The sequence below is a fragment of the Shigella sp. SIG3 genome, assembly GCF_053555855.1.
On sequence record NZ_JBQZXE010000020.1, the window covers coordinates 1 to 23,236 of the forward strand.

Sequence of the window (23,236 nt, forward strand, 5' to 3'; positions counted from 1 at the left end):
ACTCAATAATGTCCTTTTCCGTTCCTTTGCCTGATTTCAGGCTATCGATTGAGTCCATCAATCTCCGGGCGTTAGCGGGGGAACGCAGTAGATAAGCCGTCTCTTCCAGCGAGTTGTATTCTTCGAGTGACATCAGAACACAAGCCTCTCCATTCTGACGAGTAATGAGGATCGGGGCATGATCTTCAACGGCTTTCATCATTGTTGCCGACAAATTCTGACGCGCTTCGCTGTAGCTAATTGTACGCATGTAAATCTCCTATTTTGTACAGTTCATTGTACAATGATAGGTGTTAATTAACTATTTATTAATTAGTTTGTAGATCAAGACATTGCCAGCGAGACGAAAAATCAGACTTTGCTCTTTTTGGTGCTGTCAAGTTAGAGGACAGTCCTCTTAGCCCCCTCCTTTCCCCGCTCATTCATTAAACAAATCCATCGCCATAAAATATATAAAAAAGCCCTTGCTTTCTAACGTGAAAGTGGTTTAGGTTAAAAGACATCAGTTGAATAAACATTCACAGAGATTTTTATGACACGCGTTCAATTTAAACACCACCATCATCACCATCATCCTGACTAGTCTTTCAGGCGATGTGTGCTGGAAGACATTCAGATCTTCCAGTGGTGCATGAACGCATGAGAAAGCCCCCGGAAGATCACCTTCCGGGGGCTTTTTTATTGCGCGGTTGTTAACGGTTCAGACAGGTTTAAAGAGGAATAAGAAAATGACAGACAACACTCGTTTACGCATAGCTATGCAGAAATCCGGCCGTTTAAGTGATGACTCACGCGAATTACTGGCGCGCTGTGGCATTAAAATCAATCTTCACACCCAGCGCCTGATCGCGATGGCAGAAAACATGCCGATTGATATTCTGCGCGTGCGTGACGATGACATTCCCGGTCTGGTAATGGACGGCGTGGTAGACCTTGGGATTATCGGCGAAAACGTGCTGGAAGAAGAGCTGCTTAACCGCCGCGCCCAGGGTGAAGATCCGCGCTACTTTACCCTGCGTCGTCTGGATTTCGGCGGCTGCCGCCTTTCGCTGGCAACGCCGGTTGATGAAGCCTGGGACGGTCCGCTCTCCTTAAACGGTAAACGTATCGCCACCTCTTATCCTCACCTGCTCAAGCGTTATCTCGACCAGAAAGGTATCTCTTTTAAATCCTGCTTACTGAACGGTTCTGTCGAAGTTGCGCCGCGTGCCGGGCTGGCGGATGCGATTTGCGATCTGGTTTCCACCGGTGCCACGCTGGAAGCTAACGGCCTGCGCGAAGTCGAAGTTATCTACCGCTCGAAAGCCTGCCTGATCCAGCGCGATGGCGAAATGGAAGAATCTAAACAGCAACTGATCGACAAGCTACTGACCCGTATTCAGGGTGTGATCCAGGCGCGCGAATCAAAATACATCATGATGCACGCACCGACCGAACGCCTAGATGAAGTCATCGCCCTGCTGCCAGGTGCCGAACGCCCAACCATTCTGCCGCTGGCGGGTGATCAACAGCGCGTAGCGATGCACATGGTGAGTAGCGAAACCCTGTTCTGGGAAACGATGGAAAAACTGAAAGCACTGGGTGCCAGTTCAATCCTGGTCCTGCCGATTGAGAAGATGATGGAGTGATCGCCATGAGCTTTAACACAATCATTGACTGGAATAGCTGTACTGCGGAGCAACAACGCCAGCTGTTAATGCGCCCGGCGATCTCCGCTTCTGAAAGCATTACCCGCACCGTTAACGATATTCTCGATAACGTGAAAACGCGTGGCGATGAGGCCCTGCGTGAATACAGCGCGAAGTTTGATAAAACCACGGTTACCGCGCTGAAGGTGTCTGCTGATGAGATCGCCGCCGCCAGCGAACGCCTGAGCGACGAGCTAAAACAGGCGATGGCGGTGGCAGTAAAGAGTATTGAAACCTTCCACACTGCGCAAAAACTGCCGCCGGTAGATGTAGAAACGCAGCCAGGCGTGCGTTGCCAGCAGGTCACGCGCCCGGTGGCTTCAGTGGGTTTGTATATTCCGGGCGGCTCCGCCCCGCTCTTCTCAACGGTATTAATGCTGGCAACTCCGGCGCGTATTGCGGGCTGTAAAAAAGTGGTGCTGTGCTCACCGCCGCCGATTGCCGATGAAATTCTTTATGCGGCGCAGCTGTGCGATGTGCAGGACGTGTTTAACGTCGGCGGCGCACAGGCCATTGCCGCGCTGGCGTTTGGTACGGAATCTGTGCCGAAAGTGGACAAAATCTTCGGGCCGGGTAACGCCTTTGTCACCGAAGCAAAACGCCAGGTAAGCCAGCGTCTGGACGGTGCGGCGATCGATATGCCCGCAGGCCCGTCGGAAGTGCTGGTGATTGCTGACAGCGGCGCTACGCCGGATTTTGTGGCTTCTGATTTGCTTTCTCAGGCTGAACACGGCCCTGACTCACAGGTAATTTTACTGACCCCCGATGCTGATATGGCGCGTCGCGTTGCCGAGGCCGTCGAACGCCAACTGGCAGAACTGCCGCGTGCCGAAACCACCCGCCAGGCACTGAACGCCAGCCGCCTGATCGTGACTAAAGATTTAGCGCAGTGCGTGGAGATCTCCAACCAGTACGGCCCGGAGCACCTGATCATTCAGACCCGCAACGCCCGCGAACTGGTCGATGGCATCACCAGCGCCGGTTCGGTATTTCTTGGTGACTGGTCACCGGAATCGGCAGGCGACTACGCCTCCGGCACCAACCACGTGCTGCCGACTTACGGTTACACCGCCACCTGTTCCAGCCTCGGGCTGGCAGATTTCCAGAAACGCATGACCGTACAGGAACTGTCGAAAGAAGGTTTCTCCGCGCTGGCTTCGACCATTGAAACACTGGCCGCCGCCGAGCGCCTGACCGCCCACAAAAATGCCGTTACTTTGCGTGTTAACGTCCTTAAGGAGCAAGCATGAGCACCGTGACTATTACTGATTTAGCGCGTGAAAACGTCCGCAACCTGACGCCGTATCAGTCGGCGCGTCGTCTGGGCGGTAACGGCGACGTCTGGCTGAACGCCAACGAATATCCCACAGCCGTGGAGTTTAAGCTTACTCAGCAAACGCTCAACCGCTACCCGGAATGCCAGCCAAAAGCGGTGATTGAAAATTACGCGCAATATGCAGGCGTAAAACCGGAACAGGTGCTGGTCAGCCGTGGTGCGGACGAAGGTATTGAACTGCTGATCCGCGCTTTTTGCGAACCGGGTAAAGACGCCATCCTCTACTGCCCGCCAACGTACGGCATGTACAGCGTCAGCGCTGAAACCATTGGTGTCGAATGCCGCACAGTGCCGACGCTGGAAAACTGGCAACTGGACTTACAGGGCATTTCCGACAAGCTGGACGGCGTAAAAGTGGTCTATGTTTGCAGCCCCAACAACCCCACCGGGCAACTGATCAATCCGCAGGATTTTCGCACCCTGCTGGAGCTAACCCGCGGTAAGGCGATTGTGGTTGCCGATGAAGCTTATATCGAGTTTTGCCCGCAGGCATCGTTAGCTGGCTGGCTGGCGGAATATCCGCACCTGGCGATTTTGCGTACCCTTTCGAAAGCCTTCGCGTTGGCGGGGCTTCGTTGCGGATTTACGCTGGCAAACGAAGAAGTCATCAACCTGCTGATGAAAGTGATCCCCCCCTACCCGCTCTCGACGCCGGTTGCCGACATTGCCGCACAGGCGTTAAGCCCGCAGGGAATCGTCGCCATGCGCGAACGGGTGGCGCAAATTATTACAGAACGCGAATACCTGATTGCCGCACTGAAAGAGATCCCCTGCGTGGAGCAGGTTTTCGACTCTGAAACCAACTACATTCTGGCGCGCTTTAAAGCCTCCAGTGCAGTGTTTAAATCTTTGTGGGATCAGGGCATTATCTTACGTGATCAGAATAAACAACCCTCTTTAAGCGGCTGCCTGCGAATTACCGTCGGAACCCGTGAAGAAAGCCAGCGCGTCATTGACGCCTTACGTGCGGAGCAAGTTTGATGAGTCAGAAGTATCTTTTTATCGATCGCGATGGAACCCTGATTAGCGAACCGCCGAGTGATTTTCAGGTGGACCGTTTTGACAAACTCGCCTTTGAACCGGGCGTGATCCCGGAATTGCTGAAGCTGCAAAAAGAGGGCTACAAGCTGGTGATGATCACTAATCAGGATGGTCTGGGAACACAAAGTTTCCCGCAAGCGGATTTTGATGGCCCGCACAACCTGATGATGCAGATCTTCACCTCGCAAGGCGTGCAGTTTGATGAAGTGCTGATTTGTCCGCACCTGCCCGCCGATGAGTGCGACTGCCGTAAGCCGAAAGTAAAACTGGTGGAGGGTTATCTGGCTGAGCAAGCGATGGATCGTGCCAACAGTTATGTAATTGGCGATCGCGCGACCGACATTCAACTGGCGGAAAACATGGGCATTAATGGTTTACGCTACGACCGCGAAACCCTGAACTGGCCAATGATTGGCGAGCAACTCACTAAACGAGACCGTTACGCCCATGTAGTGCGCAACACCAAAGAGACGCAGATTGACGTCCAGGTGTGGCTGGATCGCGAAGGTGGCAGCAAGATTAACACCGGCGTTGGCTTCTTTGATCACATGCTGGATCAGATCGCCACCCACGGCGGTTTCCGCATGGAAATCAATGTCAAAGGCGACCTCTATATCGACGATCACCACACCGTCGAAGATACCGGCCTGGCGCTGGGCGAAGCGTTAAAAATTGCCCTCGGCGACAAACGCGGTATTTGCCGCTTTGGTTTTGTGCTGCCGATGGACGAATGCCTTGCCCGCTGCGCACTGGATATCTCTGGTCGCCCGCACCTGGAATATAAAGCCGAGTTTACCTACCAGCGTGTGGGCGATCTCAGCACTGAAATGATCGAACACTTCTTCCGTTCGCTCTCTTACACCATGGGCGTGACACTACACCTGAAAACCAAAGGTAAAAACGATCATCACCGTGTAGAAAGCCTGTTCAAAGCCTTTGGTCGTACCCTGCGCCAGGCCATCCGCGTCGAAGGCGACACCCTGCCCTCGTCGAAAGGAGTGCTGTAATGAACGTGGTGATCCTTGATACTGGCTGCGCCAACCTGAACTCTGTGAAGTCTGCCATTGCGCGCCACGGTTATGAACCCAAAGTCAGCCGTGACCCGGACATTGTGTTGCTGGCCGATAAACTGTTTTTACCCGGCGTCGGCACCGCACAAGCAGCGATGGATCAGGTGCGTGAGCGCGAGCTGTTTGATCTCATCAAAGCCTGTACCCAACCGGTGCTGGGTATCTGCTTAGGGATGCAACTCCTGGGACGACGCAGCGAAGAGAGCAATGGCGTCGACTTGCTGGGCATCATCGACGAAGACGTGCCGAAAATGACCGACTTTGGTCTGCCACTGCCACATATGGGCTGGAACCGCGTTTATCCGCAGGCAGGCAACCGCCTGTTTCAGGGGATTGAAGACGGCGCGTACTTTTACTTTGTTCACAGCTACGCAATGCCAGTCAATCCGTGGACCATCGCCCAGTGTAATTACGGCGAACCGTTCACCGCGGCGGTACAAAAAGATAACTTCTACGGCGTGCAGTTCCACCCGGAGCGTTCTGGTGCCGCTGGCGCTAAGTTGCTGAAAAACTTCCTGGAGATGTGATGATTATTCCGGCATTAGATTTAATCGACGGCACCGTGGTGCGTCTCCATCAGGGCGATTACGGCAAACAACGCGATTACGGTAACGACCCGCTGCCGCGCTTACAGGATTACGCTGCGCAAGGTGCCGAAGTGTTGCACCTGGTGGATCTGACCGGGGCAAAAGATCCGGCTAAGCGTCAAATCCCGCTGATTAAAACCCTGGTCGCGGGCGTTAACGTCCCGGTGCAGGTTGGCGGCGGTGTTCGTAGTGAAGAAGACGTGGCGGCGTTACTGGAAGCTGGCGTTGCGCGCGTGGTGGTCGGTTCCACCGCAGTGAAATCACCGGACGTAGTGAAAGGCTGGTTTGAACGTTTCGGTGCCGATGCGCTGGTGCTGGCACTGGATGTCCGTATTGACGAGCAAGGCAACAAGCAAGTGGCAGTCAGCGGCTGGCAAGAGAACTCGGGCATTTCACTGGAACAACTGGTGGAAACCTATCTGCCCGTCGGCCTGAAACATGTGTTGTGTACCGATATCTCGCGCGACGGCACGCTGGCGGGATCTAACGTCTCTTTATATGAAGAAGTGTGTGCCAGATATCCGCAAGTGGCGTTTCAGTCCTCCGGCGGCATTGGCGACATTAACGATGTTGCTGCCCTACGTGGCACTGGCGTACGCGGCGTAATAGTTGGTCGTGCATTACTGGAAGGTAAATTCACCGTGAAGGAGGCCATCGCATGCTGGCAAAACGCATAATCCCGTGTCTCGACGTTCGTGATGGTCAGGTGGTGAAAGGCGTACAGTTTCGCAACCATGAAATCATTGGCGATATCGTGCCACTGGCAAAACGCTACGCCGAAGAAGGTGCAGATGAACTGGTGTTCTACGATATCACCGCTTCCAGCGATGGCCGTGTGGTAGATAAAAGCTGGGTATCTCGCGTGGCGGAAGTGATCGACATTCCGTTTTGTGTGGCGGGTGGGATTAAGTCTCTGGAAGATGCCGCGAAAATTCTTTCCTTTGGCGCGGATAAAATTTCCATCAACTCCCCTGCGCTGGCAGACCCAACATTAATTACTCGCCTGGCCGATCGCTTTGGCGTGCAGTGTATTGTGGTTGGTATTGATACCTGGTACGACGCCGAAACCGGTAAATATCATGTAAATCAATATACCGGCGATGAAAGCCGCACCCGCGTCACTCAATGGGAAACGCTCGACTGGGTAGAGGAGGTGCAAAAACGCGGCGCCGGAGAAATCGTCCTCAACATGATGAATCAGGACGGCGTGTGTAACGGTTACGACCTCAAGCAGCTGAAAAAAGTGCGTGAAGTTTGCCACGTCCCGCTGATTGCCTCCGGTGGCGCGGGCACCATGGAACACTTCCTGGAAGCCTTCCGCGATGCCGACGTTGACGGTGCGCTGGCAGCTTCCGTATTCCACAAACAAATAATCAATATTGGCGAATTAAAAGCGTACCTGGCAACACAGGGCGTGGAGATCAGGATATGTTAACAGAACAACAACGTCGCGAACTGGACTGGGAAAAAACCGACGGTCTGATGCCGGTGATTGTGCAACACGCGGTATCTGGCGAAGTGTTAATGCTGGGCTACATGAACCCGGAAGCCTTAGACAAAACCATCGAAAGCGGTAAAGTCACCTTCTTCTCGCGCACTAAACAGCGACTGTGGACCAAAGGCGAAACCTCGGGCAATTTTCTCAATGTGGTAAGTATTGCCCCGGACTGCGACAACGACACATTACTGGTGCTGGCGAATCCCATCGGGCCAACCTGCCACAAAGGCACCAGTAGCTGCTTCGGCAACACCGCTCACCAGTGGCTGTTCCTGTATCAACTGGAACAACTGCTCGCCGAACGTAAATATGCCGACCCGGAAACCTCCTACACCGCCAAACTGTATGCCAGCGGCACTAAACGCATTGCGCAGAAAGTGGGCGAAGAAGGCGTGGAAACCGCACTGGCAGCAACGGTACATGATCGCTTTGAGCTGACCAACGAGGCATCTGACTTGATGTATCACCTGCTGGTGCTGTTGCAGGATCAGGATCTGGATTTAACGACAGTAATTGAGAACCTGCATAAACGGCATCAGTGAGTTACGGGCTGAGCAGGTGTGATGTTGTTGTCACACCCGGAGCCATTGCCCGATGCGCAAACTTATCGTGCCTACACATTATCTCAACACACGTAGGCCGGATAAGATGCGCCAGCATCGCATCCGGCAAAAAAAACGGGCATGGTGTCACCACCCTGCCCGTTTCTCTTAAATGCACAATAATATTACTTCGCGTTGTAATTACGCAGAGCGTTACGCCCCAACACAATCCCCGCGCCAACCATGCCGCCCAGAAGCACTGCCAGAATCAAGGTGATTGCCTTTTTCGGACTATCGCGACGAATAGGTAACGTCGGTTTCATCACATAGCGGTAAGCATGAATATCAAGATCATCAAACTTTAATTTTTCAATATCCAACAGGTTTTGACGTGTCTGATAGTAGTTTGGTGAGAACACCAACGGACGAGTCGCTTCATGCTTAATCATCGACTCCAGCGCTTCGCTCCCTAGAAGGAACAACGTATCTTGCGTCACATCTTCAGTCTGCTGAACCTGTGGCTTTGTCACCTGCGCCTGATTCGCATACTGCAACGCTTCCTGAATCTGACGGATACGCAGATCTTTCTGCTCCTGCGCGACCACTTCCTGGGTTCTTAAAGAGTCCTGCAAGTTTTTCCGTCCCAGAGCAATGTTGTCCTTGAGATCCTTTTCTAGCTCTTGATTCACTTTATCATCAACTTGCTGAATGTATTGGGCCAACTTCATTTGTGCGCCCTCTGCAGTTTGCCCAACATAAGAAACAGTCAATGGTAATTGTTGGTTCTTAACAGAAGGTTCGATGGTAAGTTTTTCTGGCTCTTCCTGATTATCCAGCGTTTCTGCTAATGCAGAGAAGGCAGAACTGAAGCGACCAATTAACGTCTCCTGCAAATCCGATACTTTCGGTGCAGCCTGACCATAGATAACATTCATGGCATTGTTATAGCCAGCAATTTGCCCCACGTCGGGCTGAGTGATAATTGCTGTTGACGTCCATTTCTCCTTCGCTACTGCCAAATAACCAATAGCCAGGGCAATAGCCACAATGACGGAAATGATAATTGTCATCTTGCCACGCCACAACTGCACTAGTAAATCAATCAAATCAATCTGTTCCGGGTCATGGTTTTGCCCAGAAACATTATTATTTTCTACTCTCATCATTACCCTAACTGACGAAAATTTCCAAGTCCGCATAGTTTAGCGATAATCCCCGTGAATGCTATAGGATAAGTGATAAAAATAATGAATTATTGCGGAGGTAACAAAAGACAATCAGGGCGTAAATAGCCCTGATAACAAGATGTTAGTCGCTGCCAAAGAGATCGCGGGTGTAGACCTTATCTGCCACATCCTTAAGCTCTTCTGCCATACGGTTGGAGATAATGACGTCGGCTTGTTGTTTGAAGGTGGCGAGATCACGTTCCAGGCGAGAGTTGAAGAATGAGTCTTCTTTCATCACCGGCTCGTAGATGATCACTTCAACGCCTTTCGCCTTGATACGCTTCATAATCCCCTGAATAGAAGACGTACGGAAGTTATCTGACCCGCTCTTCATAATCAGACGATAAATACCCACCACTTGCGGTTTGCGTGACAAAATGGCATCGGCAATAAAATCTTTACGCGTGCGGTTTGCATCGACAATTGCCGAGATCAGGTTATTCGGCACAGACTGGTAGTTCGCCAGTAACTGCTTGGTATCTTTCGGCAGACAATAACCACCATAACCAAACGACGGATTGTTGTAATGGTTGCCAATACGCGGATCGAGACAAACGCCTTCGATAATCTGGCGAGTATTCAGACCTAAACTTTCTGCATAACTATCCAGTTCATTAAAGTATGCTACGCGCATCGCCAGATAGGTATTAGCGAAAAGTTTAATCGCTTCTGCTTCAGTGGAGTCGGTAAACAGGGTCGGGATATTTTGCTTAATCGCGCCTTCCTGTAACAACGCAGCAAAACGTTCTGCGCGTTCTGAACGCTCACCGATGACAATACGTGACGGATGGAGATTATCGTAAAGGGCTTTACCTTCGCGGAGGAATTCCGGAGAGAAAATAATATTTTCAGTACGATATTTCTTATGCATCGCTGCGGTAAAACCAACGGGAACCGTTGATTTGATGACCATAACCGCATAAGGATTTATCTCAACTACGTCTTTAATTACTGATTCTACACTGGATGTATTGAAATAATTAGTTTTAGGATCATAGTCGGTTGGAGTGGCGATGATGACATAATCAGCATCCCGGTAGTCTTCATTTTTATCTAATGTGGCATTAAAGTGTATTTTATCTGATTGCAAAAACTGCTGAATTTCCTTATCAACAATAGGAGATATCCGATCATTCAGCATAGCAACGCGTGACGGTAAAATATCTAATGCCACAACCTCATGATTTTGTGCGATTAGAAGCCCGTTTGACAAGCCTACATAGCCAGTACCGGAAATGGTGATTTTCATTTCATGCTCTCAGAATTAACTTAACTGTGAATCATGATGTTTTTAGCATCGTGATAAGATGCTAAAAGTTTTAACGCTACGTTGTCAGATGGTCAACGCAACGAAAAACAATTCAGATTTTCTTTATAAGAATAGCTGATGTTTATTAAGTTAATATTAAGCAGTGAAATTTAGTCTATAAGATATTTGGCAAAAAAAAGCCCGGTGCAATATACGCCGGGCCTCAATTTTATTGTTGGTTAAATCAGATTAATCCAGCCATTCAGTATGGAACACACCTTCTTTATCAATGCGCTTATAAGTATGCGCCCCGAAATAGTCACGCTGTGCCTGGATCAGGTTCGCAGGCAGAACCGCGGCACGGTAGCTATCGTAATAGGCAACCGCAGCGGCGAAGGTCGGAACCGGGATACCGTTCTGTACTGCATAAGCGACGACATCGCGCAGCGCCTGCTGGTAGTCATCGGCAATTTGCTTGAAGTACGGTGCCAGCAGCAGGTTAGCGATCTGCGGATTTTCGGCATAAGCATCGGTGATTTTCTGCAGGAACTGCGCACGGATGATGCAGCCAGCACGGAAAATCTTCGCGATTTCGCCGTAGTTCAGATCCCAGTTGTATTCTTCAGACGCAGCACGCAGCTGAGAGAAGCCCTGAGCGTAAGAAACGATTTTGCCCAGATACAGCGCACTGCGAACTTTTTCGATGAACTCAGCCTTGTCGCCTGCTGACTGAGCTTGCGGACCAGAGAGAACTTTAGATGCGGCAACGCGCTGATCTTTCAGAGAAGAGATATAACGTGCAAACACAGACTCGGTAATCAGCGACAGCGGTTCGCCGAGATCCAGCGCGCTCTGGCTGGTCCATTTACCGGTGCCTTTGTTTGCTGCTTCATCCAGAATCACATCAACCAGGTAGTTACCGTCTTCATCTTTTTTGGTGAAGATATCTTTAGTAATGTCGATCAGGTAGCTGCTAAGTTCACCGTTATTCCACTCGGTGAAAGTCTGGGCCAGTTCTTCATTAGATAGATTCAGGCCACCTTTGAGCAGAGAATACGCTTCAGCAATGAGCTGCATATCTCCGTATTCAATACCATTGTGAACCATCTTCACATAATGGCCTGCGCCGTCGGCACCAATATAAGTAACGCATGGCTCGCCGTCTTCTGCCACGGCAGCGATTTTAGTCAGGATAGGCGCAACCAGCTCATAAGCCTCTTTCTGCCCGCCAGGCATAATAGAAGGACCTTTCAGCGCGCCCTCTTCACCGCCGGAAACACCGGTACCGATGAAGTTAAAGCCCTCTGCTGAAAGCTCACGATTACGACGAATGGTGTCCTGGAAGAAGGTATTACCACCATCAATGATGATGTCACCTTTATCGAGGTATGGTTTCAGGGAATCAATCGCAGCATCCGTGCCTGCACCTGCTTTCACCATTAACAGGATGCGACGAGGCGTTTCCAGAGATTCAACAAACTCTTTCACCGTATAGTAAGGAGCCAGTTTCTTGCCTGGATTTTCAGCAATCACTTCTTCCGTCTTTTCGCGGGAGCGGTTGAAAATAGAGACGGTATAACCACGACTTTCGATGTTGAGCGCAAGGTTGCGCCCCATCACTGCCATACCGACTACGCCGATCTGTTGCTTTGACATTGTTTACTCCTGTCTTCTATATTATTAACCGTCTATTAACCGTTATATTATTAACCGTCGTGATTTTCATCTTCTAATCAAGGAATACATATGGTTACAGCATGCTTCTTACTTTATAGCGATAAGTATGCCATTGGGTGTATCCATAAGAACTTTGAATTTTGGATACTTTTCTGGATTAAAATTAGCATAGCTTCGTTTAGATATAACAATAAACGAACTATTAAAAGATTTCATCTTCTCTATTAAATCATCCTGTGGGATTACCTCACACTCGGGATTACTAATAGTCCAATCACTATATCTTGCTAATCCAAAGACGTCACCAATTGCCATCCCTTTATAGAAGTAAATACCATCCTCCAAGCCTAATTGGATAAGATTATCTCCATATAACTCACTATATTCACTTGCTTTCTTCATCAGTTCATAGCTATAGCGACTTTCTAAGCGTGAATTAAAATTCAAGTATTCAGAATAAAAATATTTGAATTCAAAATGCAACGATCGCCCCGAAAAAAAAATAATACACACAAGGATAAAATATCGTCCCAACTTGTAATTTGTAATGTTGATATCTTTTATTAAACTTGCAATTGAGATCGCAACCAGCAATACTGACAATGGGTAAATGGGTGATAAATACCTGTCACCTTGCGTAACAGAAAACCAAAATAAGACATATGTTAAAACAATCGAGAAAAATACCCAAAGTATTTTATTATTCCTAAGTGTAAAGACAGACAGTATAGCATAAAAAACAACATCACTGCCAACTTTATTAATTGCTTGTTGCAAATCTAATGTGGCAGGACTTATACCATGTCGAGCTTGTTCTGCTGTTTGAACTTGTAGATCAATTTCATTCCATAGGTAGTGACCAAATATATTTCCTCCAGCAGGACTAAAAGGATCACCAGAGATCCAAAAACTACGGACATACCAATAAATGCCACCAAGAATTGTTGCCAAGCTAAAAATAAGAAATGTCTGTATGTTTCTCTTTTTCGCTATCAATATAACAAATATGATGGCTCCATATATGGCACCAAATAGTTTTACGCCACAAGCAATTCCAATAAAAAAACCACATAAAAAAATTAATTCATTTTGTGTTTTATTGTTTTCTGAGCGAATATATATAAGAATACTGGCTGCAGCAAAACAAAGATAGCGTTAAATCAATATATGCATAACCAAGATGATCTTTAAGTGGATTGATAGTAAATAGTAGGATTGTAGCAATAATGCTAGGATAATAAGTTTTCGTAATTTCCCATGAACAGCCAACAAGTCCACAGGCTATTACAAAAAAACAGATATTTGCTAAAAACTGAGCTAACCTTACATCTCCTAACTGTAAACCTAAAGCCATTAAAAGATCTGCATTTTGCGGGAACAGAGGAAAACGCAAATATTGTTCAACAACAATTGCATGGTGCTCAACTAATGAACGAGCCAAAGGTAAGTGATACATAGTATCATCCCAATCACCGGGAGCTCGCAGGGACGATAACAATGTAACCACAAAAATCAAAACAAGAAATAAAATAACAAACAGCGTACTGAACTCAATATTATTTATTGCCAGCCATCTAAATTGCTGACGTTTAATAATGCTTAAAACCCAACACACCGTAAAAATTAAAAAGATAGCAATCTTATTAAATTGCCCGACCATGCCCAGAAAGTAAATTATCAAAATATTTAAAGACATCCCTATGCATAGGCAATAAAAAAATAAAGAAAATTTGTTAAGTCCTGCCACCCCCTCCTTAAAAAAAGATGACAATACAATATTACCAATGACAAAAAATGTCATTCCAAAAGCAAAACAATACACAACATACAAATACAACGGCAATTCAATCATAGTAAAATACTCTATTTACATTATCAGTTTATAGTTTTTTTCAGAAAGATAAAATAATGCCTTCATTTCACGTCTAGTTGTTGTATTTGAATGCAAAATAATGCCACATACAAATGCCATTATTGACGATAACATGATGGAGGCAGTTAAAAAGGCAGTCGGAAATCTTCTCACCAAACCTGTATCAATATAATCAACAATGATGGGCAATCCTAAAATTATAGACAAAGCAGCAAGTAAAACGCCGATAATACTAAAAAAGTATAGTGGCCGTTCAAGCGAGTAAAGTTTAATTATTGTTTTCAGAATCTTGAACCCATCACTCCAAGTTGATAGTTTGCTCACACTCCCTTCAGATCGCTCGCCATATTTTGTATTAACCTCACCATACTTCATACGTAATTCTAAAGCATGAATTGTAAGCTCAGTTTCGATTTCAAATCCCCTTGATAGACATGGAAAAGATTTAACATAGCGTCTGGAAAATACACGATACCCCGACAACATATCAGTAAAATTCCCTTTAAAGATAGTCTGAACAGTACCAGTCAACAGTTTATTTCCTCAGCGATGCCCTTTTCTGTATGTATTTTGATCTCCATTCTCTTGACGACATCCTACAACCATATCCAATTGATTTTTTATGAGATGGTTAATCATTTCTGGAGCAGAACTTGCATCATAAGTGCCATCTCCATCAACCATTAGATAAATATCCGCATCTACATCTGAGAACATACGTCTTACGACATTCCCCTTGCCTTTCAGAGGAACAGAGTGAACTGTTGCTCCAGCATCCTCTGCCACTTGTGCTGTACTGTCAGTCGAATTATTATCAAATACATATATAGAAGCAGTTGGAATATTCGTTTTGAAATCATTTATGACTTTTGCTATTGCCTTCTGCTCATTATAACAAGGAATAATTACAGCGATATTAAAAGAGTGATACATAAGCCCCTCATATAAACTATTTAGCTAATGTGCAAGTAATTGTGTTTTTAACAAATCGTTTACTAACGAAAAATGAAATATTTTGATGCGCATATCCTAAAACCAAACTAAAAAGAGAAAAGGTGAACAATGTAAATATTGGAGATAAAGCTAAGAGTTCAAATAAAACGCCGAATAAATAACTCATCGCCCCCATAAAAAATATAAATATAAAATATCTAGCCTTGGTTGCAGATACTTTAAATGAGCATCTTGCATTTGCAAAAAAAGAAAAGGTTGCTGCACATATAAAACCAACAATGTTACTTCGGCCTTGACCAAAAGCTAAATTATTATAACACGCATAAAATACCCCCCAATGTAAAGCAGTATTGACAATTCCAATTAAAAAATAACTAAAAAAAGAACTGGTCAATAACTTCCCTATTTTTAACATCCTTTATTTTGCTCCAGAAGTGAGGTTATTACTAATTTGGATATTTTCTATAGAAAATACCCATAAAACTACAACGCCTATAATAAAAATTCCCATGGGTGTAAAAAGAAATGGATTAGTTATAGAAACGGTAATACTGAAAAAAAGTATTAACGACATCATTAATGATGTTTTTGTACTATTTAAAAAATAGCCTTTCAAAAAGATAAGCAACATAGGAACTAATGATATAAATACACCAATAACGCCTGTTTTCTGAAGTATCTCAAGAGGTACTATTTCAATCCTTAATCGATCTAATATAAATGAACCAAATCCTCTTCCAAACAAGAACGTCGCTAAATCAACATTTTTATAATAAAAATATAAATCATTAAATCTAACAGAGTCAGAATCTTCACTGCGTGATCCGACCATGTAAAGCATAATTATAAATAGAACGCTGCCCAATATTATTATAATAGTATTTAAATATAGCTTATGTAATTTAAAACTGGCTAATAACAGTGATAATGTTGTAAAAAGTAATACACCTCTTGATTCTGTCAATAATATCGCAAGCACTATTATGAGACATTTTAAATATTTTTTGTCGACAAAACTGATAATCGCACCGACACCAAAAAAGTAGAAGGATTTGGAAAAAAAAGCCCCATCGGGACGAAAAAAGAACTCGCTAGTCAATGATAAGTGTTCATAAATTAAATTAAAATTTAACAAACCGAAATTCAACAAAATTATGTATGAAATATATAACAGTGATCCATATAATGCAAATGCATTAACTATTTTAATAAAAATCTCACATAAAAATACTTTTAAAGTATATCTTAGTGTAAATAGATATATAAGTGACAGCATAAAAAGGTATGGTTGCACATCAAACAGTATATCATTTATTTTATTACCAGCTAATAAGCCGACAAAGAAGCCATAAAAAGGAAATAAAAGCAACCATATAAAAAGACTGACACATTTTTGGGTGATTGAAAAATTGAATGTAACTAAATTAAAAATTAAAAGTATAAAACTAAATACAAATAATAAATATCGCAAAGGGAATATTCCCAATGGCTCCAGTAATCTTCCACCACCACCAATAATCAGTTCAATACATAAAAATGTTATAAAAATTTTATTTATATTATTCATATTCGTAAGGTGATGTTTTTTAAAATATGTTTAAAATCAACATTAATAAAATATAAATTTTATCAGCCTTTTTCCGCCTTAACTTCCAAAAACTTAAAGCCAAGATCAAATTGCCTATATAACCTTTACCCAATTGATTATTCACAAAGCTATCATCAGCTAAGGCATTAGCTATTTTAGTTACTTCTTTTCGATACCACTTGTTTCTCACCAAACCAAGCCGTTTGTATTTTGCTTTAAAACTAATGTTTGCTCCCACTTGGTTGTTTTCATGCTGTCTGTACAGCATTGTTGGTTTTCTATCAATATACCACGAATAATTTCTCGTCCGCGCAAATGAATATAAAAACCAATCATGCAGACAGATATCTTGTGCAGCATTTTTATTATTTATGATGAACTTCTTAAATTCAATAAGCGTTTCTTTTTTTATAACATATGTACACCCCGGACCTGCTGCTTCAAAAAAATAATCGAATTGAGTTTGCGACTGAGCCTTATCAACTAAATTTTTTTGCCCTGATGGATAATATGCAATTACATTGCTGGAATAACAATTCGCATTATTAAATACCAAGCAGTCAATTGCATTTTTTATTTTATCTTTATACCAAATATCGTCCTGATCACTAAAACAGATATAATCATAGTTTTCAAGATCGACATCTTTAATTAATCTATAAAAATTTTTACCTGCCCCCCCAAACTTATTGACGCTTGGAAGTATATTTATAATTGAGGGATATGATAATTGAAATTCTTCACAAATATTTAATGTATTATCAGTTGATAAATCATCTGATATAAAAATTGAGATGTCTACATCTTTTTGTTCAATAATACTTTTTAATTGTTCCTCAATCCAGCATTCGCCATTATACGTAGCCATAAGTACAGCTACTCTTTTTTGATCAGAACTATGCATTATAACGACCGCCCCCAGTAATTCCTCTTATTCCATCCAGCGTAGCCAAAATATGTTTTTTCATATATTCAATTTTATTTTTTTGAGTTGCGATAATTAAAGTCGTATGAATTAAAGAAAAAACAACTTCCCTAATAGAGAGTAAAAGAGGCACATGATTTTTTCTAAGCAAAAGAAATGCATTTCTTACTCGATAATAACGACGTACTGGCGAGTGAATTGGTATGTTAATCCCACAGATTTTTACTGACTTATCCCCAATAGCATGAACCATTTCTATATCAGGAATGATATGAACTAATATGCCATAGTTTAAGCATCTAAGACACCATTCTGTATCGACATAATCAATAAAAAGTTCCTCATCCATCATTCCAACAATCTCAAAAACTTCTTTTGAAACCATGGTTCCGGATGAGATTGTTACTGAACTTTTAAACGGTGTCTGTCCTTCAGTGACATGAATTTTCTCTCGAAGACCATTTTTTTTGATATTACAAATAGGATAATAATGTGACTTATCTCTATCAATAAAAACTGGGCCAGCTATTTTTGCATTTTCATTATCCATATAGCAGGAAAGTTTTTTGATAAACTCATTGCGAATACGGCTATCTTGATCAAAAAAAATTATCTTCTCTGCCCCTTTTTCAAGAGAATATCGAATCCCAATATTTTGTGCTTTTGCTATACCTTCATTCCTGCCAAGACAAATTAAATGAACTTTTTCAATGTCTGCTAATTTATCTTTCAAGGTGAAATTAGTCCTATTATCGACTACTACAACGTAACAATTTTGCTCCTTTAGTTCAGTGATCAGTTCATTCAGATTTTTAAGTTCGGGATTATATGTCACAATGACAGCGTAAATATTACTATTCATTATCCAAGTGACTCAGTAATTGGTTAATTTTAGTTTTCATATACAGAACACATTCTAGTATAAAGCCATTGTAATAACAGAGCATCTAAAATTACACGTATGCTCCAGGATATTGCGGCACCCAGTAACCCATATTTTTCGACCATAAAATACAAAAGGGCTAAATAAGGAACCAATTCAGCACAATGAATCAAAGCAGTAATTTTAGATTTTCCTAATGCCTGGATTGCAGAGAATGGTATCATTGCCAGCGCATTAAAGAAAAAACCGATCAATAACACATTTAATATATTAAAGGAATTAATTTGGTAATTCTCACCAAACCATATTTTCAATACAAGCCCTGAATATAACAAGCCTATGATTATCACCGGCAAACAGATTAGAAACATTAAAAGCAATGATTTATTTACATTACGTTTAAATTCTTTAAAGTCTTTGATGTTACTTAACCTTGGAAACACTGCCCTCCCGATTGCTGCAGGTATTATTCCTAATTTTAGAATAACCTCCGCTGGTGCAGAATAAAATGCAACTTTATCTGCCCCCATAATATTTGACACTATAAATCGATCAAAATACACCATGACCGGACTTATGATATTACTTACTGTCATCCAACCGCCAAAGAAAAAGAGTCGTTTAAAGGTTTTATAACAAAAATGAACCCCCGAAATTTTAATATCATTCCTGACATAATAGGCAGAGACTAAAATCGAAATAACTCTTGCAAATATTAAACCAGCAACCGCTGCCGACAATGTAGCACTATAAAAAACAAATATGGCCGGAATTCCCGCGATGCAAGAGCTTGATATAGATTTTTGAATATTTACAATGCCAAATTTTTCATCCCCCTCAAGAATGGCTGACCATAATTGATTTAGAATAAATAATGGAATGCAAATAGCCAACAGTTTAAATGCTAGTTGTATATCACTATGTTCAACACCAGAAATTTTTAGATAATTAACAATTCCATCAGAGAAAATCAATAATAAAAAAGCACCAAAGCATGAAAATAGCACCAAAAAAGATGTACTTGTTGAAATTACCTTGGTTCTTTCATGATGATTATCACGATGAATTGCAATTTCTCTAATAACAGAGCGAGTCAGGCCTACATCAAAAATTCCAGCATACCCAACAAGTGCAATTGCAATTGTATAAACACCGAAACCTTCAGGCCCCAAACCTCGAGCGAGAAATCCTAGCGAGGGGATAGCAATTAAAGTTGGTATTGCATAGCCAAAAAGGTTCCAGACACTATTTTTTATTATGCTCATTATTACATTTCTTTATCATATAAAATAATCAGCATCTACAAATTTTTGACCATTAATATCTTTATCAGAAAGCAATGGATTTTGAACCGGCCATTCTATATTTATACTTTTGTCGCTCCATAAAATCCCACGCTCTTGCATTTTTGAATAGAAATTATTTGTTTTGTAGACAAATTCTGCTTCATCACTAAGAACGCAAAACCCATGAGCGAATCCTTCCGGTATCCATAATTGACGCTTATTCTCCGCCGACAAATTTACACCAACCCACTTGCCAAATGTTGGTGATGATTTCCGAATATCAACAGCTACGTCAAAAACTTCACCGACAACACAGCGTACCAGTTTTCCTTGAGCATAAGGTTCCAGCTGATAGTGCAGTCCGCGTAACACACCCTTAGTTGATTTAGAATGGTTATCCTGAACAAACTCAACCTTTCGTCCTACAGCCTCTTCGAAAACTTTCTGATTGAAGCTTTCCATAAAAAAGCCCCGCTCATCACCAAATACTTTTGGTTCAAAAATTAGCACATCAGGAATTTCAGTTTTAATTACGTTCATTTTATTAATAACCTTTAATCATTTTCAGCAGATACTGACCATAAGCATTTTTCTTCAGCGGCTCGGCTAATACCTTCACTTGCTCAGCATCAATAAAGCCTTTACGGTAAGCAATTTCTTCCGGGCAGGAAACTTTCAGCCCCTGACGCTCTTCAATTGTTGCAATGAAGTTGCTTGCTTCAATAAGACTTTGATGTGTCCCCGTGTCCAGCCATGCATAACCACGCCCCATCATAGCGACAGACAAACGTCCTTGGTCCATATAAATACGGTTAATATCGGTAATTTCCAGTTCGCCACGTGCAGATGGTTTAAGGTTTTTCGCCATTTCTACAACGTCATTGTCATAGAAATAAAGCCCAGTAACCGCATAGTTACTTTTTGGTTCCAGCGGTTTTTCTTCCAGACTAATTGCCGTACCGTTATCATCAAATTCCACCACACCGTAGCGCTCAGGATCATTTACGTGATAGGCAAAAACCGTTGCGCCACTCTCTCTGTTAACAGCGGTATCCATTAATTTCGGCAGGTCGTGACCATAGAAGATATTATCACCAAGTACCAGCGCACAATCATCACCACCTATAAATTCTTCACCAATGATAAATGCTTGCGCCAGACCATCCGGACTCGGTTGTACTTTATATTGCAGATTAAGCCCCCACTGGCTTCCATCACCAAGCAATTGTTGAAAACGTGGTGTATCCTGCGGCGTACTGATAATCAGAATATCTCGAATACCCGCCAACATAAGCGTTGAAAGCGGATAATAAATCATCGGTTTATCATAAATCGGTAGCAGTTGTTTGCTCACAGCCATTGTCACAGGATAAAGACGAGTGCCGGAACCACCAGCCAGAATAATACCTTTACGCGTTTTCATTTCACTATTCCTTTTAATTCATCTCGCTCTGGCATCATGAGCGAGATGCAATAATTTGTTAAATTGCCGTGGTCGTAAATAATTCGTTGAGCATACGTTTCACGCCCACCTGCCAGTCAGGCAAGACAAGCGCAAAGTTCTGCTGAAATTTTTCGGTATTGAGGCGAGAATTATGGGGACGACGTGCTGGTGTGGGATAGGCCGTTGTCGGCACGGCATTAAGTTTGTTAAGAGCAAGGTTGATCCCCGCTCTGCGCGCTTCTTCAAATACCAGAGCGGCATAATCGTGCCAGGTTGTTGTACCACCAGCAACCAGATGGTACAAACCAGCAACTTCTGGTTTATTTGCGGCCACGCGAATGGCATGAGCGGTGCAATCAGCCAGTAATTCAGCCCCCGTTGGTGCGCCGAATTGATCGTTTATTACAGCCAACTCTTCGCGTTCTTTTGCCAGGCGCAACATCGTTTTGGCAAAGTTATTTCCTTTACCAGCGTATACCCAGCTGGTACGGAAAATAAGATGCTTTGCGCAATGTTCTTGTAACGCTTTTTCCCCAGCTAGCTTGGTTTCACCGTAGACATTTAGCGGTGCGGTTGCATCCGTTTCCAGCCATGGCGTGTCACCGTTGCCTGGGAAAACATAATCAGTGGAGTAGTGTATAACCCAGGCTCCGACTTCATTAGCTGCTTTTGCAATCGCTTCGACGCATGTCGCGTTAAGTAATTGCGCGAAATTCGGTTCTGATTCCGCTTTGTCTACTGCAGTGTGAGCAGCAGCATTAACAATAACATCGGGGCGAATTTTTTTGACGGTTTCAGCCACACCTTCGGGGTTGCTGAAATCTCCACAATAATCAGTGGAGTGAACATCGAGCGCAATCAAGTTACCCAGAGGAGCCAGAGCACGCTGCAGTTCCCAACCCACCTGCCCTGTTTTGCCGAAAAGCAGGATATTCATTACTGACGGCCCTCATAGTTTTGTTCAATCCACGACTGATAAGCACCGCTTTTCACATTCTCAACCCAATTTGTATTAGCCAGATACCATTCCACCGTTTTACGAATCCCGCTCTCAAACGTTTCTTGCGGTTTCCAGCCCAATTCGCGGCTAATTTTATCGGCATCAATGGCGTAACGGCGGTCATGCCCCGGGCGATCGGCAACATAAGTAATTTGCTCACGATAAGATTTCTCTTTCGGTACAATCTCATCCAACAAATCACAAATAGTGAGCACTACGTCGATGTTTTTCTTTTCGTTATGTCCACCAATGTTATAAGTTTCACCCGCTTTACCTTCGGTTACGACGGTATATAACGCACGAGCATGATCCTCTACATACAACCAGTCGCGAATTTGATCCCCTTTACCATAAATAGGTAATGCCTTACCTTCCAGAGCATTCAGAATAACCAATGGAATAAGTTTTTCCGGGAAGTGATAAGGACCATAATTGTTCGAGCAATTAGTCACAATGGTTGGTAAACCATAAGTCCGCTTCCAGGCACGTACCAAATGATCGCTGGAAGCTTTAGACGCAGAATACGGGCTACTTGGCGCGTAAGCTGTCGTTTCCGTAAATAGCGGTAACGCTTCGTTATTATTTGCTTCATCCGGATGGGGTAAGTCACCATAAACTTCATCAGTAGAAATATGATGAAAGCGGAAACTTTTTTTCTTTTCATCATTCAGAGCAGACCAGTAATTGCGCGCCGCTTCTAAAAGAACATAAGTCCCCACAATATTGGTTTCAATAAATGCCGCAGGGCCCGTTATTGAACGGTCAACGTGGCTCTCTGCCGCCAGGTGCATCACCGCGTCTGGCTGGTGCTGTGCGAAAATACGCGACATGGCTACAGCATCGCAGATATCTGCATGCTCAAAAGCATAACGTTCAGAATCAGAAACATCAGCGAGTGATTCTAGGTTCCCGGCGTATGTTAATTTATCGACATTAACAACACTATCTTGCATATTATTTATTATGTGACGAACAACAGCAGAACCAATAAACCCTGCGCCACCAGTAACAAGTATCTTCACTTTTTTATTCCATATAGCTATAGAGCATGCTGTGAAATAGACTGCTCCAGATTTGATTAATAGAGGTATTAATACACGCTACCGCCCCTGGCTTAACAGCTACCAGTGCACTGCATGCATCTCAACGATGTGGCGAGCGTTAGCCACTCGCGCCAAATCCGAAAAATTCAAACGTTAATTGTCTTACCAAACAGCCGTAGAAACAAGGAAAATCCTGGAAAAATTTGAATAATATGAGCTATGTAACTTCTTGTTTTTATAGGCTTTATAAAAACGGCAACGGCAGGAAAATTCAATGAGCAAAACTTATGCCACGAATCTTCACTGCCGTTATAATTTTCTTATCA

The 23,236-nt window shown here is 43.7% G+C and carries 23 protein-coding genes, 2 pseudogenes and 1 other annotated feature; of the genes and pseudogenes, 9 read left to right on the top strand and 16 right to left on the bottom strand.

Annotated features, from left to right (window positions below):
* On the bottom strand, positions 1-250 hold a 250-nt coding region (yefM, locus tag ACUU1I_RS06270), incomplete at its 3' end, for a YoeB-YefM toxin-antitoxin system antitoxin YefM (RefSeq protein ID WP_001259255.1).
* A gap of 282 nt (positions 251-532) precedes the next feature.
* Here yefM and hisL point away from each other — a divergent pair.
* From hisL to hisIE, 9 genes are all read left to right on the top strand, one after another.
* The gene (gene hisL, locus ACUU1I_RS06275; RefSeq protein ID WP_001364200.1) at positions 533-583 is read left to right on the top strand and encodes a his operon leader peptide; all 51 of its coding nucleotides are present in this window, start codon (positions 533-535) and stop codon (positions 581-583) included.
* Positions 559-682: a sequence feature (His leader region), on the top strand. It overlaps the preceding gene by 25 nt.
* Positions 683-728: 46 nt before the next feature.
* Positions 729-1,628 (top strand): ATP phosphoribosyltransferase, encoded by a 900-nt coding sequence (gene hisG, locus ACUU1I_RS06280; RefSeq protein ID WP_000131782.1) that lies wholly within the window; start codon positions 729-731, stop codon positions 1,626-1,628.
* 5 nt (positions 1,629-1,633) lie between these two features.
* Positions 1,634-2,938 (top strand): histidinol dehydrogenase, encoded by a 1,305-nt coding sequence (gene hisD / locus ACUU1I_RS06285; RefSeq protein WP_000009600.1) that lies wholly within the window; start codon positions 1,634-1,636, stop codon positions 2,936-2,938.
* On the top strand, positions 2,935-4,005 hold the full coding sequence (gene hisC / locus ACUU1I_RS06290; RefSeq protein WP_000108917.1) for a histidinol-phosphate transaminase: 1,071 nt from the start codon (positions 2,935-2,937) through the stop codon (positions 4,003-4,005). Before hisD ends, hisC begins: the two co-directional genes overlap by 4 nt.
* Positions 4,005-5,072, top strand: coding sequence for a bifunctional histidinol-phosphatase/imidazoleglycerol-phosphate dehydratase HisB (hisB, locus tag ACUU1I_RS06295; protein WP_000080120.1), 1,068 nt, complete (start codon positions 4,005-4,007; stop codon positions 5,070-5,072). The genes hisC and hisB overlap by 1 nt, the downstream gene beginning before the upstream one ends.
* On the top strand, positions 5,072-5,662 hold the full coding sequence (gene hisH / locus ACUU1I_RS06300) for an imidazole glycerol phosphate synthase subunit HisH (protein ID WP_001103547.1): 591 nt from the start codon (positions 5,072-5,074) through the stop codon (positions 5,660-5,662). Before hisB ends, hisH begins: the two co-directional genes overlap by 1 nt.
* Positions 5,662-6,399: a 1-(5-phosphoribosyl)-5-[(5-phosphoribosylamino)methylideneamino]imidazole-4-carboxamide isomerase gene (gene hisA / locus ACUU1I_RS06305; RefSeq protein WP_000586439.1), complete on the top strand. Its 738-nt coding sequence runs from the start codon at positions 5,662-5,664 to the stop codon at positions 6,397-6,399. The genes hisH and hisA overlap by 1 nt, the downstream gene beginning before the upstream one ends.
* The gene (hisF, locus tag ACUU1I_RS06310) at positions 6,381-7,157 is read left to right on the top strand and encodes an imidazole glycerol phosphate synthase subunit HisF (protein WP_000880171.1); all 777 of its coding nucleotides are present in this window, start codon (positions 6,381-6,383) and stop codon (positions 7,155-7,157) included. Before hisA ends, hisF begins: the two co-directional genes overlap by 19 nt.
* Complete coding sequence (gene hisIE, locus ACUU1I_RS06315; protein WP_000954900.1) at positions 7,151-7,762, top strand: bifunctional phosphoribosyl-AMP cyclohydrolase/phosphoribosyl-ATP diphosphatase HisIE; 612 nt, start codon at positions 7,151-7,153, stop codon at positions 7,760-7,762. Before hisF ends, hisIE begins: the two co-directional genes overlap by 7 nt.
* A gap of 185 nt (positions 7,763-7,947) precedes the next feature.
* Here the strand turns inward: hisIE and wzzB are convergent, their stop codons facing one another.
* From wzzB to rfbB, 15 genes and pseudogenes are all read right to left on the bottom strand, one after another.
* Complete coding sequence (gene wzzB, locus ACUU1I_RS06320) at positions 7,948-8,925, bottom strand: LPS O-antigen chain length determinant protein WzzB (RefSeq protein WP_005049214.1); 978 nt, start codon at positions 8,923-8,925, stop codon at positions 7,948-7,950.
* A gap of 145 nt (positions 8,926-9,070) precedes the next feature.
* Positions 9,071-10,237: a UDP-glucose 6-dehydrogenase gene (gene ugd / locus ACUU1I_RS06325; protein WP_000704891.1), complete on the bottom strand. Its 1,167-nt coding sequence runs from the start codon at positions 10,235-10,237 to the stop codon at positions 9,071-9,073.
* Positions 10,238-10,486: 249 nt separating this feature from the next.
* On the bottom strand, positions 10,487-11,893 hold the full coding sequence (gene gndA, locus ACUU1I_RS06330; protein ID WP_000043429.1) for an NADP-dependent phosphogluconate dehydrogenase: 1,407 nt from the start codon (positions 11,891-11,893) through the stop codon (positions 10,487-10,489).
* Positions 11,894-12,001: 108 nt separating this feature from the next.
* Positions 12,002-12,865: a hypothetical protein gene (locus ACUU1I_RS06335; protein ID WP_238341139.1), complete on the bottom strand. Its 864-nt coding sequence runs from the start codon at positions 12,863-12,865 to the stop codon at positions 12,002-12,004.
* Positions 12,866-13,010: 145 nt separating this feature from the next.
* Positions 13,011-13,766, bottom strand: coding sequence for a hypothetical protein (locus ACUU1I_RS06340; protein ID WP_000571608.1), 756 nt, complete (start codon positions 13,764-13,766; stop codon positions 13,011-13,013).
* Positions 13,767-13,781: 15 nt separating this feature from the next.
* Positions 13,782-14,720, bottom strand: a pseudogene (locus ACUU1I_RS06345) (glycosyltransferase).
* A gap of 62 nt (positions 14,721-14,782) precedes the next feature.
* A pseudogene (locus ACUU1I_RS06350) lies at positions 14,783-15,156 on the bottom strand (GtrA family protein).
* A 3-nt stretch (positions 15,157-15,159) separates the two neighbouring features.
* Positions 15,160-16,308, bottom strand: coding sequence for an O13/O129/O135 family O-antigen polymerase (gene wzy, locus ACUU1I_RS06355; RefSeq protein WP_001059768.1), 1,149 nt, complete (start codon positions 16,306-16,308; stop codon positions 15,160-15,162).
* 19 nt (positions 16,309-16,327) lie between these two features.
* A complete protein-coding gene (rfbG, locus tag ACUU1I_RS06360) occupies positions 16,328-17,233 on the bottom strand; it encodes a dTDP-rhamnosyl transferase RfbG (protein WP_000556238.1) in 906 nt (301 codons plus the stop codon).
* Positions 17,226-18,116 (bottom strand): rhamnosyltransferase, encoded by an 891-nt coding sequence (locus ACUU1I_RS06365; RefSeq protein ID WP_001087601.1) that lies wholly within the window; start codon positions 18,114-18,116, stop codon positions 17,226-17,228. Before ACUU1I_RS06365 ends, rfbG begins: the two co-directional genes overlap by 8 nt.
* A gap of 29 nt (positions 18,117-18,145) precedes the next feature.
* On the bottom strand, positions 18,146-19,402 hold the full coding sequence (gene wzx / locus ACUU1I_RS06370) for an O13/O129/O135 family O-antigen flippase (RefSeq protein WP_000022479.1): 1,257 nt from the start codon (positions 19,400-19,402) through the stop codon (positions 18,146-18,148).
* A gap of 15 nt (positions 19,403-19,417) precedes the next feature.
* On the bottom strand, positions 19,418-19,963 hold the full coding sequence (gene rfbC, locus ACUU1I_RS06375; protein ID WP_001100804.1) for a dTDP-4-dehydrorhamnose 3,5-epimerase: 546 nt from the start codon (positions 19,961-19,963) through the stop codon (positions 19,418-19,420).
* 4 nt (positions 19,964-19,967) lie between these two features.
* The gene (gene rfbA / locus ACUU1I_RS06380; protein WP_000857516.1) at positions 19,968-20,846 is read right to left on the bottom strand and encodes a glucose-1-phosphate thymidylyltransferase RfbA; all 879 of its coding nucleotides are present in this window, start codon (positions 20,844-20,846) and stop codon (positions 19,968-19,970) included.
* 58 nt (positions 20,847-20,904) lie between these two features.
* Positions 20,905-21,804: a dTDP-4-dehydrorhamnose reductase gene (rfbD, locus tag ACUU1I_RS06385; protein WP_001023623.1), complete on the bottom strand. Its 900-nt coding sequence runs from the start codon at positions 21,802-21,804 to the stop codon at positions 20,905-20,907.
* A complete protein-coding gene (rfbB, locus tag ACUU1I_RS06390; protein WP_449144817.1) occupies positions 21,804-22,889 on the bottom strand; it encodes a dTDP-glucose 4,6-dehydratase in 1,086 nt (361 codons plus the stop codon). The genes rfbD and rfbB overlap by 1 nt, the downstream gene beginning before the upstream one ends.
* Positions 22,890-23,236 lie beyond the last annotated feature (347 nt).